Source organism: Streptomyces albus subsp. chlorinus (assembly GCF_013302895.1).
In the GTDB taxonomy this organism is placed as follows: domain Bacteria; phylum Actinomycetota; class Actinomycetes; order Streptomycetales; family Streptomycetaceae; genus Streptomyces; species Streptomyces chlorinus.
The window spans coordinates 4,972,168-4,986,286 of the sequence record NZ_VJOK01000001.1 but is presented as its reverse complement, the minus strand read 5'-3'; the positions used below and the strand labels follow the sequence as shown (position 1 = coordinate 4,986,286).

General features: G+C 69.6%; 12 protein-coding genes. 2 read left to right on the top strand and 10 right to left on the bottom strand.

The window, feature by feature from the left end; translation table 11 throughout:
- Positions 1-13: 13 nt before the first annotated feature.
- The 3 genes from FM076_RS21855 to FM076_RS21845 form a co-directional block, all read right to left on the bottom strand.
- A complete protein-coding gene (locus tag FM076_RS21855; RefSeq protein ID WP_428814962.1) occupies positions 14-415 on the bottom strand; it encodes a DUF6113 family protein in 402 nt (133 codons plus the stop codon).
- Between the two features lie 5 nt (positions 416-420).
- Positions 421-1,446: an N-acetyl-1-D-myo-inositol-2-amino-2-deoxy-alpha-D-glucopyranoside deacetylase gene (gene mshB / locus FM076_RS21850; protein ID WP_173872674.1), complete on the bottom strand. Its 1,026-nt coding sequence runs from the start codon at positions 1,444-1,446 to the stop codon at positions 421-423.
- A 128-nt stretch (positions 1,447-1,574) separates the two neighbouring features.
- On the bottom strand, positions 1,575-1,769 hold the full coding sequence (locus FM076_RS21845; RefSeq protein ID WP_173872673.1) for a hypothetical protein: 195 nt from the start codon (positions 1,767-1,769) through the stop codon (positions 1,575-1,577).
- A gap of 276 nt (positions 1,770-2,045) precedes the next feature.
- On the opposite strand from FM076_RS21845, the gene FM076_RS21840 reads away from it, so the two are divergent.
- Positions 2,046-4,208, top strand: coding sequence for a prolyl oligopeptidase family serine peptidase (locus FM076_RS21840; protein ID WP_173872672.1), 2,163 nt, complete (start codon positions 2,046-2,048; stop codon positions 4,206-4,208).
- Positions 4,209-4,278: 70 nt separating this feature from the next.
- Here the strand turns inward: FM076_RS21840 and FM076_RS21835 are convergent, their stop codons facing one another.
- The 5 genes from FM076_RS21835 to FM076_RS21815 form a co-directional block, all read right to left on the bottom strand.
- Complete coding sequence (locus FM076_RS21835) at positions 4,279-5,439, bottom strand: ABC transporter ATP-binding protein (protein ID WP_173872671.1); 1,161 nt, start codon at positions 5,437-5,439, stop codon at positions 4,279-4,281.
- Positions 5,440-5,464: 25 nt separating this feature from the next.
- Complete coding sequence (locus tag FM076_RS21830) at positions 5,465-6,535, bottom strand: ABC transporter ATP-binding protein (protein WP_173872670.1); 1,071 nt, start codon at positions 6,533-6,535, stop codon at positions 5,465-5,467.
- Between the two features lie 13 nt (positions 6,536-6,548).
- On the bottom strand, positions 6,549-7,526 hold the full coding sequence (locus FM076_RS21825; RefSeq protein WP_173872669.1) for an ABC transporter permease: 978 nt from the start codon (positions 7,524-7,526) through the stop codon (positions 6,549-6,551).
- 117 nt (positions 7,527-7,643) lie between these two features.
- On the bottom strand, positions 7,644-9,437 hold the full coding sequence (locus FM076_RS21820; RefSeq protein ID WP_173872668.1) for an ABC transporter substrate-binding protein: 1,794 nt from the start codon (positions 9,435-9,437) through the stop codon (positions 7,644-7,646).
- A gap of 95 nt (positions 9,438-9,532) precedes the next feature.
- On the bottom strand, positions 9,533-10,567 hold the full coding sequence (locus FM076_RS21815) for an ABC transporter permease (protein WP_173872667.1): 1,035 nt from the start codon (positions 10,565-10,567) through the stop codon (positions 9,533-9,535).
- Between the two features lie 510 nt (positions 10,568-11,077).
- Between FM076_RS21815 and FM076_RS21810 the strand changes: the two genes are divergently transcribed.
- Positions 11,078-12,094, top strand: coding sequence for a hypothetical protein (locus tag FM076_RS21810; protein ID WP_173872666.1), 1,017 nt, complete (start codon positions 11,078-11,080; stop codon positions 12,092-12,094).
- An 8-nt stretch (positions 12,095-12,102) separates the two neighbouring features.
- On the opposite strand, the gene FM076_RS21805 is transcribed toward FM076_RS21810, so the two are convergent.
- Both FM076_RS21805 and FM076_RS21800 read right to left on the bottom strand, forming a co-directional pair.
- Positions 12,103-13,149 carry an ABC transporter ATP-binding protein gene (locus tag FM076_RS21805; protein WP_173872665.1) on the bottom strand — a complete coding sequence of 349 codons (1,047 nt, stop codon included), beginning with the start codon at positions 13,147-13,149 and terminating at the stop codon, positions 12,103-12,105.
- Positions 13,139-14,119 carry an oligopeptide/dipeptide ABC transporter ATP-binding protein gene (locus FM076_RS21800; protein ID WP_173872664.1) on the bottom strand — a complete coding sequence of 327 codons (981 nt, stop codon included), beginning with the start codon at positions 14,117-14,119 and terminating at the stop codon, positions 13,139-13,141. The genes FM076_RS21805 and FM076_RS21800 overlap by 11 nt, the downstream gene beginning before the upstream one ends.

Sequence of the window (14,119 nt, the reverse complement as noted above, 5' to 3'; positions counted from 1 at the left end):
GCTGGCGGCCCTCTCAGCGGTTCTTGCGCACTGGCACGGGTGGCGCCGGCAGCGCAATGGTGGTACACATCACAGCCGCGAGCATGCCGCCGAACAGGTAGACATAGCTGGCGAGTCCGGCGGCGAAGAGGAAATCGCCCTCGGCCCGCGAGGACGTCATCAGCAGCACCGCGACCACCCACCCGGCGCCCGGCGCGGCGGCCCCCGCCTTGGTGCGGCACAGTTTCGCGCCGCCCCAGAAGAGGCCGGTGGCGGCGGCCAGCGCGAGCAGCAGACCCAGCGGGAACCAGCCGTCCTGGACGAGGGTTCCGGCGGCGCCGGTGAGCAGGCCGAGCACCACGAGGGCCGCGTAGACCGCGATCCGGGCGCCCTGCCCGCGCGGGTACGCGCCCCACTCCCCGGTGTCCGGGCTCACCGCGCTCACAGTTCCACCCCGGCGAACAGGTCCTCGTGTCCGGCCGGTCCGCCGCCGTCGCGGTCCGCGCGCTGGAAGAACTCGGTGCCGATCATCGGCTGGCCCAGCCCGTTGGAGAGGGCGAAGCAGGGGCCGTACGAGGTGGCCCGTACGGAGATCTGGGTCTCGTGGGCGGTCATCGCCGCCGCCTTGGCCGCCAGGTACTCGCGGGCGTCCACCGTGACGTCGACCTCGTCGGCGCTCTCCACCACTCCGGGCACGTCGTCGGGCCGGGCGAGGCCGGTCTCGCCGGCGAAGCCGGGGAAGGGGAACACCTCGCCGTCGTCGGCGGCGGCGCGGAGCCGGGCGAAGCCCTCGTCCAGGACGGGGCGCGGGACGACGTTCCAGTAGACGCGCCGCACCTGGTGCGGCGCGCCGCCCCCGCCGGTGCCGCCCGTCCCCGTGCCGCCCTTCGCGGTGCCGCCCTTGGCGGTGCCGCTCTCCTGGGCCGCGAGTTCGACGGCGCGCATGGTCACACGGTGGGCCTTGATGTGGTCGGGGTGCCCGTAGCCGCCGTCGGGGCCGTAGGTGATGACGACCTGGGGGCGCACCTCGCGCAGCACGGCGGCGAGCAGGCGGGCGGCCTCGTCGAGGTCGGCCTGCCAGAAGCAGCCGGGGCGGTCGTTGGTGGGGGCGCCCATCATGCCGGAGTCGCGGTAGCGGCCGGGTCCGCCGAGGAAGCGGTGGTCGGTGACGCCCAACGCGCGCATGGCGGCGGCCAGTTCGCCGACGCGGTGCGGGCCGAGGGTGTCGTCCTGGTCGGGCGCCAGGTGTGCCAGCCCGTCCGGGATGACCTCGCCCTCCTCGCCCAGGGTGCAGGTGACGAGGGTGACGTGGGCGCCCTCCGCCGCGTATTTGGCCATGGTGGCGCCAGTGGTGATCGACTCGTCGTCCGGGTGCGCGTGCACCAGCAGCAGACGGCGCTCGGGGACGGCCGGCGCGGGGGCGGCCGGTGAGCCGGGGGCCGCCCCCGGGGGAAACGCAGCGGTCATACCCCGAGCCTACGACGCCTGCGGTACCGCACTCCGCAGCGAGGGGTTCCCGGGGTACGCGGGATGTGGGGGATATGAGACAGACGGGGCATGGCGAGCGGGGCCACAGGGAAGGCGGGGCGCGCGGCTCAGAATTTGAGCTGCCCGATCATCCCGGCGACATTGGAGGTCAGATCGTTGATCGTGGGGGCGACCGACGAACTGGCGAGATAGAAACCCAACAGCACGCAGATCACCGCGTGTCCGGCCTTGAGCCCGGATTTCCTGACGAGCAGGATGACGATGATCGCCAGCAGCACCACCGCCGAAATCGAGAGTGCCACGGCGGTTCACCTCCAAGTACGCACGGTCGGTACGGGATCGGTACGGGTCACACGGACACGGCAGCGCGCCTCCGGCATGGAGGAGCCACCGGCTTCATACCCAGCACTCACCATGCGCAACGGATCATAATTATCCGGGTGACCGCACGGCTCGGTGCACAGGTGCAGACGAGGGGCGCATATTCAGTTCCAGCCACACACGAGCGGCCGGAGCGGTGTCCCGGAGAGCATCCGGAGTGGATCACAGCCCGGCTGGAGCACAGTACGGTCGGCCGCATGGCTACGACTTTCCCGCAGCAGCACGCCCGTACCCACAGATTCACACTTGGTGCCCCGCGGTCCTTCACCGTCTCCCCGGACGGCTCACGCGTGGTCTTCCTTCGCTCCCGTGACGGCTCCGACCGCGCGCACCGGCTCTGGGTGCGGGACGTGGCCGGCGGTGCCGAGCGCCTCGCGGCCGACCCCGGGGCGCTGCTGGGCGGGGCGGAGGAGGAGCTGTCCGCCGAGGAGCGCGCCCGGCGGGAGCGGAGCCGCGAGGGCACGGCCGGAATCGTCGGATATGCCACCGACACCTCCGTGACGATGGCCGCGTTCTCCCTGTCGGGGCGCCTCTTCGTGGCCGACCTCCTCACCGGGCAGGCGCGCGAGCTGCCCGCACCGGCTCCCGTGGTGGACCCGCGCCCCTCCCCCGACGGCCGGCACATCGCCTATGTGGCGGGGGGCGCCCTGCGGGTGACCGCCGCCTCCGGGAAGGACGACCGTGCGCTCGCTGAGCCCGGGAGCGACACCGTCACCTGGGGGCTCGCGGAGTTCATCGCCGCCGAGGAGATGTCCCGGACCCGCGGCCACTGGTGGGCACCGGACTCCACCCGGCTGCTGGTGGCACGGGTCGACGACGCCCCCGTACGCCGCTGGTCCCTGGCCGACCCCGCCCATCCGCACCAGGAGCCGGCCCGGGTCGCCTACCCGGCGGCCGGCACCGGGAACGCCGAGGTCACGCTGCATCTGATCGGGCTCGACGGCACGCGGACCGAGGTGGTGTGGGACCGCGAGCGCCACCCCTACCTCGCCCGCGTGCACTGGTCCCCGGCCGGGCCGCCGCTGCTGCTGGTGCAGAGCAGGGACCAGCGCGAGGCGGCCTATCTGAGCGTGGACACCACCACGGGTGCGACTTCCGTCACACTCACCGAGAATGATCGAATCTGGCTGGAACTCTTCGGCGGGGTCCCGGCCTGGGCCCCGGACGGAAGCCTGGTCCGCATCACCGACGAGGGCCAGGGGACCGCGGGCGCACGCGTGCTCATGGCGGGCGCACGGCGGCTCACGACCGGACGGCTGCACGTGCGGGCCGTCCTCGACATCGGTGCCGAGGACGTCCTCGTCACCGCGTCCGAGGGCGACGGCGGCGACCCCGCCCTCCGTACCAGGCCCGGCGACATCGGGGTGTACCGGGTGCCGCTGGCCGGCGGCGAGGCGGCGCGCGTCGCGGACGAGGACGCCCCGCACCTGGCCTCCGCGGTGCGGGGCGGCGGCACGCTGGTGCTGTCCACCGCGACCCCGGCGCGCCCCGGGGCACGCGTCGTGGTGCTGCGGGAGAAGGACCTGGCGCCGCTCGGCGTCATCGAGTCGTTCGCCGAGAAGCCCGTGCTGGCCACCGCGCCGCGCCTGCTGCACACCGGCGAACGGCGTATCCCCGCCGCCGTCGTCCTGCCCACCGGCTACCGGGAGTCGGACGGACCCCTGCCGGTGCTGATGGACCCCTACGGCGGACCGCACGGGCAGCGCGTCGTCGCCGCGCACAACGCACACCTGACCTCGCAGTGGTTCGCCGACCACGGCTTCGCGGTGGTCACCGCCGACGGCCGCGGCACACCCGGCTACAGCCCCGGGTGGGAGAAGGCCGTCGCGCGCCGGCTCGCCACCGTCACGCTGGAGGACCAGATCGAGGCCCTGCACACGCTGGCCGGCGAGTTCCCGCTCGACCTGACCCGGGTCGGCATCCGCGGCTGGTCGTACGGCGGCTACCTCGCGGCGCTGGCCGCACTGCGGCGGCCCGACGTCTTCCACGCGGCGATCGCCGGCGCCCCGGTCACGGACTGGCGGCTCTACGACACCCACTACACCGAGCGCTACTGCGGCACCCCGCAGGACGACCCCGAGGTGTACGCGGAGTCCTCACTGATCACCGACGAGGGACTGTCCGGAGTGGCCGAGGACAGCCCCCACCGGCCGCTGATGATCATCCACGGGCTCGCGGACGACAACGTCGTGGTCGCCCACTCGCTGCGGCTGTCCTCCGCGCTGCTGGCCGCCGGGCGGCAGCACGAGGTGCTGCCGCTGAGCGGGATCACCCACATGGCGAGCGACGCCACGGTCGCGGAGAACCTCCTGCTGCTGCAGGTCGGCTTCCTCAAGCGGGCGCTGGGGGTGGCGGGCTGAGCCCACGGCGGCGGGCCGGGCCCGCCGCCGCCTCACCTCTTCTCCCCGGCCTCAGCTCTTCTCCCCGGCCTCAGCTCTTCTTCGCCGTGTCCGCGGGGGCGTCCTCCATCGCCTTGAGGGCCTTGTCCAGCACGATGTCCTCCTCGCGGGCCGCGATGGTCGGCTCCTCCGGGAAGTGGCAGGCCGTCAGGTGGCCCTCCTCGTTGCCCGGAATCCGCACGAGCGGGGGCTCCTCGGTGGCGCACTTGTCCTGGGCCTTCCAGCACCGGGTGCGGAAGCGGCAGCCCGAGGGCGGGTTGATCGGCGAGGGCACGTCGCCCGCCAGGCGGATGCGCTCCTTGCCCTCGCCGCCCGACTGCTCCTCCCCGGCCAGCACGGCCTCCGGCACGGCGGACAGCAGCGCGTGCGTGTAGGGGTGGCGGGGGCGGCTGTAGATGGCCTCCCGCTCCCCCACCTCGACGATCTTGCCGAGGTACATCACGGCCACCCGCTCGGAGAAGTGGCGCACGATCGCCAGGTCGTGGGCGATGAAGACGAAGGCGATGCCCATCTCGCGCTGGACCTTCTGGAGCAGGTTGACGACCTGCGCCTGGATGGAGACATCCAGCGCCGAGACGGGCTCGTCGGCCACGATCAGCTTGGGCTCCAGCGCGAGCGCCCGGGCGACGCCGATGCGCTGGCGCTGGCCGCCGGAGAACTCGTGCGGGAAGCGGTTGTAGTGCTCGGGGTTGAGGCCGACGGTCTCCAGCAGCTCGCGGATGCGCTTCTCGCGCCCGCCCGGCGGATTGATGCCGTTGACCTCCATGGGGCCGCCGATGATGGCGCCGACCGTCTGCCGCGGGTTGAGCGACGAGTACGGGTCCTGGAAGATCATCTGGATCTCGGAGCGGATCGGCGCCATCTGCTTGCGCGTGGCGTGCGTGATGTCCTGCCCCGCGTAGCTGATGGTGCCGCCGGTGGGCTCCAGGAGCCGGGTCAGCAGCCGCCCCGTGGTGGACTTGCCGCAGCCGGACTCACCGACGAGGCCGAAGCTCTCGCCCGCGTGCACCTCCAGGTCGATCCCGGAGACGGCCTGGACCTCGCCCACCTTCCGCTTGAAGGGGAAACCCCCCATGATCGGGAAGTGTTTGGCCAGCTTCTCGGCCCTCAGCAGCGGCTCCCCCCTGCGGGCGGGCCGGGCGCCCTCGGACGAGCCCTCGCCGTGCTGGGTCAGGGTGAGGTCTTCACTCATTGGTCTGGTTCTCCCTCTGCCTGTCCTAGCTCAGCCTGGGCTTGATCTGCTCGATGAAGAACGTGCGCTTCTGCTCCGCCGTCAGATGGCAGGCGGCGCCGCGCCCGTCCGGCAGCAGCGGCCGGTCGCCGGCGCAGGACCGGCCCTCGACCGCGTCCTTGTAGTCGCAGCGCGGGTGGAAGGGGCAGCCCGGGGGCGGCGCGAGCAGGCTGGGCGGGGAGCCGTGGATCGGCGTCAGCTCCTCGTTGACGTCGCCGGTCAGCCGCGGCATCGAGGTGAGCAGGCCCCAGGTGTAGGGGTGCTGGGGGGCGCGCAGCACCTCGCTGACCGAGCCGCGCTCGACGGCGCGTCCCCCGTACATCACCAGGATGTCGTCGGCCACGTTCGCGATGACGCCGAGGTCGTGGGTGATGAAGATGATCGCGGAGCCGAACTCCTGCTGGAGGTCCTTGAGCAGGTCGAGGATCTGCGCCTGGACGGTCACATCGAGCGCGGTGGTGGGCTCGTCCGCGATCAGCAGGTCCGGATTGCACACCAGCGCCATGGCGATCATCGCGCGCTGCCGCATACCGCCGGAGAACTGGTGCGGGTAGTCGTTGACCCGCGTCTTGGCGTTGGGGATGCCGACCTTGTCCAGCATCTCGATGGCCCGCAGGTGCGCCTCCCGCTTGGAGACGCCCATGTGCTTGCGGTACGGCTCCGCGATCTGCCGGCCGATCGTGTAGTACGGCGACAGGGCGGTCAGCGCGTCCTGGAAGATCATCGCCATCTTGTTGCCGCGCAGCGATTCCAGCGTCTTCTCGCGGGCGCCGGTCAGCTCCTGGCCGTCCAGCAGGATCTTCCCCGACACGGCGGTGGTCCGCGGGTTGTGCAGGCCGAGGATGGACAGGTTGGTGACCGACTTGCCGGAGCCGGACTCGCCGACGATGCCGAGGGTACGGCCGCGTTCCACGTCGAAGGAGAGCCCGTCCACGGCCTTGACGGTGCCGTCCTCGGTGTCGAAGTGCACGTACAGGTCGCGCACCGAGAGGAAGGCGCCCTCGTCGGCCGCGTCGCGCGGGGCCGGTACGTCCGCTTCCTTGGTCAGGGAGTTCATGGCGGAGGTTCTCCTAGGACAGCCGCACGCGCGGGTCGATGAACGCGTAGGCGGCGTCCACGATGATGTTGAACAGGATGATGAAGGTGGCCGCGAAGAGCATCACGCCCATGACCATGGGCAGGTCGGTGTTGCGCACCGAGTTCACCGCGAGGGTGCCCAGGCCCGGCAGCGAGAACGTCCACTCCGTGATCATCGCGCCGCCGAAGAGCGAGCCGAGGTCGACGCCGAAGATGGTGACGATGGGGATGAGCGAACCGCGCCAGGCGTAGCGGAAGAAGACGTACTTGCCCGACATGCCCTTGGCCCGCGCCGCTTTGACGTGGTCCTCCTGGAGCTGCTCGATCATCGAGGAGCGGGACAGTCGGGTGTAGTTCGCCGTGAAGATGATCTGGACGACGAACCAGGGGATCAGCAGGCCCATGAACCAGCCCGCCGGATCCTCGGTCAGCGGCACGTACTTGGGCTGGTCGAGGAGGTTGAGGTTGTAGACGACCAGCGCGAGGACCAGGGGACCGATGAAGTAGATCTGCATCGAGGAGAGCACCAGCGACATCGAGCTGAAGAACTTGTCGGCGAAGGTGCCCTTCTTCCAGGCGGCGATCATGCCGGCGCCCAGACCGATCGTGAGGAAGACGACGGCGCCGCCGGCGGTCAGCGAGACGGTGGTGGGGAACCGGTCCAGGATGGTCTCCCAGACGGGGTCCTGGTTGGCGAAGGAGTAGCCGAAGCAGGGTGCCGGGCAGTTGCCCATCGGGAACTGGCGCCCGGCGACGATACCGACCATGAAGTGCCAGTACTGGACCGGGATCGGTTCGTCGATCCCCATGTTCTTGCGGATGACCGCGAGCGCGTCCGGCGTGCAGTTCTTGCCGCAGGCCAGCATCGCCGGGTCCCGGGGGACGGCGTAGAAGAGGAAGAAGGTGACGGCGCTGATGATCAGCAGGATCACCACGGCGCCGAGCGACCGGCGGAGAAGAAATCGCAGCATGACGGAACGCAGCTCTCGTGCGACAGCGGAATCGAGACGTACCGGGGCAGGACGAGGAGGTGGCGGGCCTCGGCCGCCCGGCCCCAGCGGGCCGGGCGGCCGGGACGGCGCCGGGTGTTACTTCTTCACGTACAGCGACGTCGGGTTGATGTCGTGCAGCTGCTCGTCGAAGTAGCCGCCGCCGATCTTCGATCCGGACAGCTGGATCGTCTTGTAGTAGTGCATGGGCACGGCGGGCACGTCCTCGACGAGGATCTTGTCCGCGAGCTTCTGCCACTCCGCGGCGGCCTTGTTCGGGTCGGAGATCTTCTTGATCCGGTCCATCTCCTTCTCGAACTTCGGGTTCTTGTGGTGCGAGTAGTTCGCCGCACCGTCCTGGACCTGGCGTCCGTCGAACAGGTTCGGGACCACGGTCGAAGCGCTCGGCCAGTCGGCACCCCACGAGTTGTGGTAGATGTCGTAGTTGTTCTTGATCTTGCCGATCTGGTCGTAGTACGTGTCCGCGATGATGTCCTTCTTCTGGACGTCGAACCCGGCCTTCTCCAGGTTCTGGGTCGCGGCGACGGCGAACTGCTCCCACTCCGGGGCGTTCTGGTAGGCGAAGGTGAGCTTCATGCCCTTCTTGCCGGACTCCTTGAGGAGCTTGGCCGCCTTCTTGATGTCGCCCTGCGGCTTCTTCAGCTTGTCGAAGGGGTCGGTCGGCTTGTGGCCCACCAGCGTGGGGCTCACGTAGTTGCCGGCCATCTCACCGCCGCCGGCGCCGCCGAACGCGGAGACGATGGACTGGTTGGGCAGCGCGTAGGCGATGGCCTGGCGGACCTTCTTGTCCTTGATGTGGTCCCAGTTGATGTTCATGTAGCTGACGTACGACTGGTAACCGGAGACGGACCGCTTCTTGATGCCCGGGTCGCTGCGCACCTTCTGCATGCTGGAGGCGTCGACGCTGTTGGTGAAGCTGGTCGCGGTCTGGTTCTCGCCCGCGTCGGACATCAGCCGCTTAGTGGAGTCCTCGAAGGAGACACCGAACTGGATGTCGAAGGCGTCCGGGAACTGGTTCCGCGAGGGGTCCGTCTTCGGGTCCCACTCGGGGTTGCGGACCAGCTTCATGCTCTTGCCCGACTTGAAGGACTCGATCTTGTACGGGCCGGTGGCCAGCGGCTTCTTGTCGTACTTCTCCTTGGTGTCCTTCTTCTCGGACACCACCGCGTACCCCGCCATGGCCAGCGCGTAGGGCAGCTCGGCCTGCGGCTCCTTGAAGTGGAAGGTGATCGTCTTGTCGTCCGGCGTCTCCAGGACGCTGTCCGGCAGGTGCTTGCCCTTGTAGGGGCCGTCCTTGAGCATCTTGCGGTACTCGGAGCCGCCCGTGTTGGCCAGCCACTGCTGGACGAAGGTCGGACCCTCGGTGATGAACGGCGCGAACTGACGCTCGATCGTGTGACGGATGTCCTTCGAGGTGATGGCCGAGCCGTCCTCGAACTTGATGCCGTCCTTGAGCTTGTACGTCCAGGTCCTGCCGCCGTCCGACTTCTTGCCGCTGTCGGTGGCCAGGTCCCCGACGACCTCGTACTTGTCAGGGCTGGTGCGCTTGTAGGTCGTCAGCCCGCGGTGGATCAGCCGGGCGAGGGCCTGCTCGTCGCTGACGTAGATCTGGGCCGGGTCCAGGTGCGCGAAGCTGTCGCGCTGGAGCACCTTGATGGTGCCGCCCTTGCTGCTGCCCTTGACCGCCGGAGCCGGGCCCTTGGAGGCGGCCTCGTCGGCGAACGTGTAGGAGACGTCCTGGCCCTGCTTCTTGGCCTTGGTCTTCTCGCCGTCCTCGCCGCCCCCGCCGCTGCTGCAACCGGTGAGGAACAGCGCGCCGGCGGCGACCGCCGCCAGGGACGCACGCGCCGTGCGTATGCTCACTCTGCTCATGGTGGTGTCTGCACCTGCCTGTCGGTTGTCCGTCGCTGCCTGACTGATGCCGTACGGGGTGGCAGCACCCCCCACCACTCGGTCGCGCCTGGCCCTCATCGGCCCGACTTCGGGTCGAACGCGTCCCTGACCGAGTCTCCGAGCAGGTTGAACGCGAGGATGAAGATCACCATCGCGCCGCCCGGGAAGAACATGTAGGTGATGTCGCTCTGGTACACCTCGGCGCCCTTGGCGAACATCTTTCCCCAGTCGGGCGTGGGCTCGGGCAGGCCGACGCCGAGGAAGGAGAGCCCCGCGATGGCGGTGACGTTGTTCGGCAGCATGTAGGTGGCCTGCACCAGGATGGGCGTGACCAGGTTCGGCAGCAGCTCCTTGCGGACGATGCGGAACGGCGGTGTCCCGGCGACCTTGGCGGCCTCGACGAACTCCCGCTCCCGCAGCGACAGGGTCTGGCCGCGCAGCAGGCGGGCCAGCGTCATCCAGCCCAGCAGCCACATCACGTAGATGAGCACGCAGGAGCGCAGCCAGGTGGGCATCTCGTCCCGCGGGTCGACCAGCAGGGCCGCGACGACCGGGGTGAAGGCCACGAAGAAGAGCTGGTTGGGGAAGGACATCATCAGGTCGGTGAGCCGGCCCAGGAAGTAGTCCACCTTGCCGCCGAAGTAGCCGCCCGCGACGCCGATGACGATGGCGGTCACCACCGACAGCAGGGTGACGATCACGGCGAGCGAGAGCGAGGTGCGGATCCCGTAGATGAGCTGGGTAAACACATCCCGGCCCAGCCCCGGCTCCAGTCCGAACCAGTACTCGCCGTCGATGCCGCCGTTGGGCTTCATCGGGTAGGCGTTGTCGTTCAGGAGATGGGGATCCAGTTCTCCGTAACGCGTGTAGGGATCCTTGCCGTACAGCCAGGAGATCACCGGGGCCAGGGCAGCGATCAGGAAGAAGGCGAGCACGACGCACGCCGAGATCACGCCCGTGCGGTCGCGCTTGAAGCGCATCCACATGAGCTGGCCGGGGGATCGGCCCGCGAGTTCGCCGTTCTTGGCAACTCGCGTAGAACTCAGGCCCGCGTCGTCGGGGCCAGGAGTGTCGGCCCCGGCCTCGGCAGCCTGGGAAGAACTCGTCATCGCGTGTGTGCTCCCGCGCTCAAATCTCGCCGGAACCCGAATCGTTGGGCGTGATGCGGGTGGGTTGTGCCGGACTTTCGCAAGCCGATTACGTACCAGTCAAGAGGTGTTGGCCAGGCTGAACACCGTCTCGCGGTTTCTTGAGCGAACGTTACGCAGATCGAGGTCTGTACGTGCTTGACATCACACCCGAGGATCAGACATAGGAGCAAAAATCATCAGGAGTTTCCTTAACGGTCTCGCAACGTGGTCGTCGTCTCTCCGATATCCGAAGCAGTCACCCTGAAGTCCGGTGCGGCTCAACTCCCCGCAGTGCGGGGCCCCGTGGCGTTCCCGAGCGCGACAAGGGGAAGCCGTGCGAACATGAGTGCGCAGTCGCGGTCCCGTCCGGTGCCGCGTGGGGGCGCTGGACGCCGGGCGGCGGTCGTGGGTGGACACGGGTGAATCTGCCACATCCGGGCACGGGTAGATCTGTCACATCGCGATACCGCACCAACGGGGGGCCGAGCCATGGGCCAGGACAGGACACTCGCGCGCGGGGCGCGCGTCTTCGGATCGCTGCTGCTGGCCGCGCTCGCGCTGATCAGCCTCGTCTGGATCGCCCGGGACTTCACCAAGGCGGACGAGGTGGTCGACGTCTGGTGGAACTGGGCGGGCCTGCCGGCCCGCGCCGAGGACGGAGTGTGGGTCACCTCGTTCCTCGAACCGACGCTGGTGCTGCTGTACACGGTCGCTGCCGTCACGGCGTACCGCTCCTCCTCGTCCGGGGCGATACTCGCCTGCGTCGGATCGCTGACCGCGGTGCTGCGCGTCCCCGGCCTGTGGAACCTGGGCTCCGACTGGATGCAGGGCGTTCCGGACGGGCTGCTGAGCAAGGTGCTCTTCAGCACCATCGCCACCGTCGTCCTCGGTCTTGTCCTGGTCGTCACCGCCGTCGTCGGCCGCCGCCCGGCCCAGGGCCCCTCCACCGGGTACGGCTACGGCTTCCCGGCCCAGGACACCGCCGAGGGGTCTCCCGCCGGTCCCACCCGGGGCGGCGCCGTCACCGCCTTCCTGCTGCTGGGCGCCGGTGGCGCGCTGCTGGTGGCGTGGGAGATACGCGCCGTCCAGCAAGTGGGCTGGGACCGCTACGAACACCTGCTGACCGGCGAGCGCTCCATCGTGCGGCTGCTGGACTCCCCCGCCGGCTGGGTGCAGTGGTCCGTCGTCGTGCTCTCCCTGACCGCCGGGGTCGCCGCGCTGGCGGGCGCCCCCTTCTCCCGCCCCCTGGGCCTGATCACCGCGGCCCCGCTGCTGGCCCTCGGTCTGTTCGCCGTCGCCTTCGGCGTGAAGACGGAGGCGTTCGGGCACTTCGGCGACCTCGGCATCGAGGCGCAGCTGCGCCTGCTGACCAGCCTGTACGAACTGGTGGCCGGCGCCGCCGTCCTGCTGGCCCTCGCCCGCGGCGAGCAGCGCGCCTCCCGCGCGCTCCCGCGGTACCGCGGTGGCGGCTCCGCCGCCTACGGGACGTCCCCCCAGACCTGGTAGCCGCCGGGTCAGACCCCGGCCGGCGGGACGACGGCGACGCGCTCGGCCGCGAAGTGGCAGGCCGAGGGGTGGTGTACGGGCTGGTCGGGCAGGGTGGCCGCGAAGTTCTCGGGCACGGCCAGCGGCGGCTCCTCGTCCGCGCACCGTTGCCGCGCCTTCCAGCAGCGGGTGCGGAAGTGGCAGCCGGAGGGCGGGTTGGCCGGGGAGGGCACATCGCCCTCCAGCACGATCCGCTCCCGCCGCCCCTCCGTCTCGGGGTCGGGCACCGGCACGGCCGACAGCAGGGCCTGGGTGTACGGGTGGGTGGGATGCTCGTAGATCTCGCTCTCGGTCCCGATCTCCACGATCTTGCCCAGGTACATCACACCGACGCGGTCGGAGATGTGGCGCACGATCGACAGGTCGTGCGCGATGAAGATGTAGGAGAGGCCGAACTCGTCCTGGAGGCGTTCCATCAGGTTGACGACCTGGGCCTGGACCGAGACGTCCAGCGCGGAGACCGGCTCGTCGGCCACGATGATCTCCGGCCGCAGCGCAAGACCCCGCGCGATCCCGATCCGCTGCCGCTGACCACCACTGAACTGGTGCGGATACCGGTTCACATACTCCGGATTCAACCCCACCACATCGAGCAGCTCCCGCACCCGACGCCGCCGGTCACCCTTCGGCGCCACCTCCGGATGGATGTCGAACGGCTCCCCGACGATGTCCCCCACCGTCATCCGCGGATTCAACGACGTATACGGATCCTGGAACACCATCTGGATGTTCCGCCGCACCGCCTTGAGGGAGCGGCCGTGCGCCCGGGTGATGTCCTCTCCCCTGTAGCGGATCGTGCCCCTGGTCGGAGCCTCCAGGCGGGTGACGAGTTTGGCGACGGTGGACTTGCCGCAGCCGGACTCGCCGACGATGCCAAGCGTCTCGCCCTTGTGCAGGTCGAAGGAGACGCCGTCCACGGCCTTGACCGCGCCGACCTGCCGCTTGAAGAGGACACCCTGCGTCAGCGGGAAGTGCTTGACCAGGTCCCGCACCTCCAGGATGGCGTCACCGGCCATCGAACATCTCCTCCCAGAAGTGGCAGGCGCTGGCCCGGTGCGCGGCGACGTCGTACAGCGGCGGGTCGTCCGCGCGGCAGACGGCGCGCGCGAGGGGGCAGCGGGGGTTGTAGGGGCAGCCGGGCGGGATCTCCAGCAGGTTGGGCGGCATCCCCCGGATGACGTTGAGCTGCCGGCCCTTCTGGTCGAGGCGGGGGATGGAGTCGAGGAGGCCCTTGGTGTACGGATGGGCCGGAGAGCGGTACAACTCCTTGACCCCGGCCGTCTCCACGATCCGCCCCGCGTACATCACCGCGATCTTGTCCGCCACATCCGCCACCACACCCAGATCATGCGTGATCAGAATCAGCCCCATGTTGAACTCACGCTGCAAATCCGCAAGCAACTCCATCACCTGCGCCTGCACCGTCACATCCAACGCCGTCGTCGGCTCGTCCGCGATGATCAGATCCGGCTCCAAAGCCAACGCCATCGCAATCATGATCCGCTGCCGCATCCCCCCACTGAACTGATGCGGAAAATCACCCACCCGCGCCCGGGCAGCCGGAATCCTCACCCGCTCCATCAACTCAACAGCCTTGGCCTTGGCCTCCTTACGAGAGGCACCCTGATGGACACGGAACATCTCACCCAGCTGATAACCCACGGTCAGCACCGGATTCAACGCCGACAGCGCGTCCTGGAAAATCATGGCCATCCGGGCGCCCCGGATTCTCCTCCGCTCCTCGCGGGGGAGTGTGAGCAGGTCCTGTCCCTGGAAGAGGACCTGGCCGCCGGTGATGCGGCCCGGCGGCATGTCGAGGATGCCCATGACGGCCTGGGCCGTCACGGACTTGCCGGAACCGGACTCGCCCAGCACCGCCAGGGTCTCCCCCGCCCCGACGTCGTAGCTCACCCCGTTGACGGCCTTCGCCACGCCGTCCCTGGTACGGAACTCGACGTGCAGGTCGCGCACTTCGAGCAGGGTCAC

Coding starts and splice junctions, on each gene's coding strand:
- mshB (WP_173872674.1), bottom strand. CDS start 1,446: ATGACCGCTGCGTTTCCCCCGGGGGCGGCCCCCGGCTCACCGGCCGCC.
- FM076_RS21840 (WP_173872672.1), top strand. CDS start 2,046: ATGGCTACGACTTTCCCGCAGCAGCACGCCCGTACCCACAGATTCACA.
- FM076_RS21835 (WP_173872671.1), bottom strand. CDS start 5,439: ATGAGTGAAGACCTCACCCTGACCCAGCACGGCGAGGGCTCGTCCGAG.
- FM076_RS21830 (WP_173872670.1), bottom strand. CDS start 6,535: ATGAACTCCCTGACCAAGGAAGCGGACGTACCGGCCCCGCGCGACGCG.
- FM076_RS21825 (WP_173872669.1), bottom strand. CDS start 7,526: ATGCTGCGATTTCTTCTCCGCCGGTCGCTCGGCGCCGTGGTGATCCTG.
- FM076_RS21820 (WP_173872668.1), bottom strand. CDS start 9,437: ATGAGCAGAGTGAGCATACGCACGGCGCGTGCGTCCCTGGCGGCGGTC.
- FM076_RS21815 (WP_173872667.1), bottom strand. CDS start 10,567: ATGACGAGTTCTTCCCAGGCTGCCGAGGCCGGGGCCGACACTCCTGGC.
- FM076_RS21810 (WP_173872666.1), top strand. CDS start 11,078: ATGGGCCAGGACAGGACACTCGCGCGCGGGGCGCGCGTCTTCGGATCG.
- FM076_RS21805 (WP_173872665.1), bottom strand. CDS start 13,149: ATGGCCGGTGACGCCATCCTGGAGGTGCGGGACCTGGTCAAGCACTTC.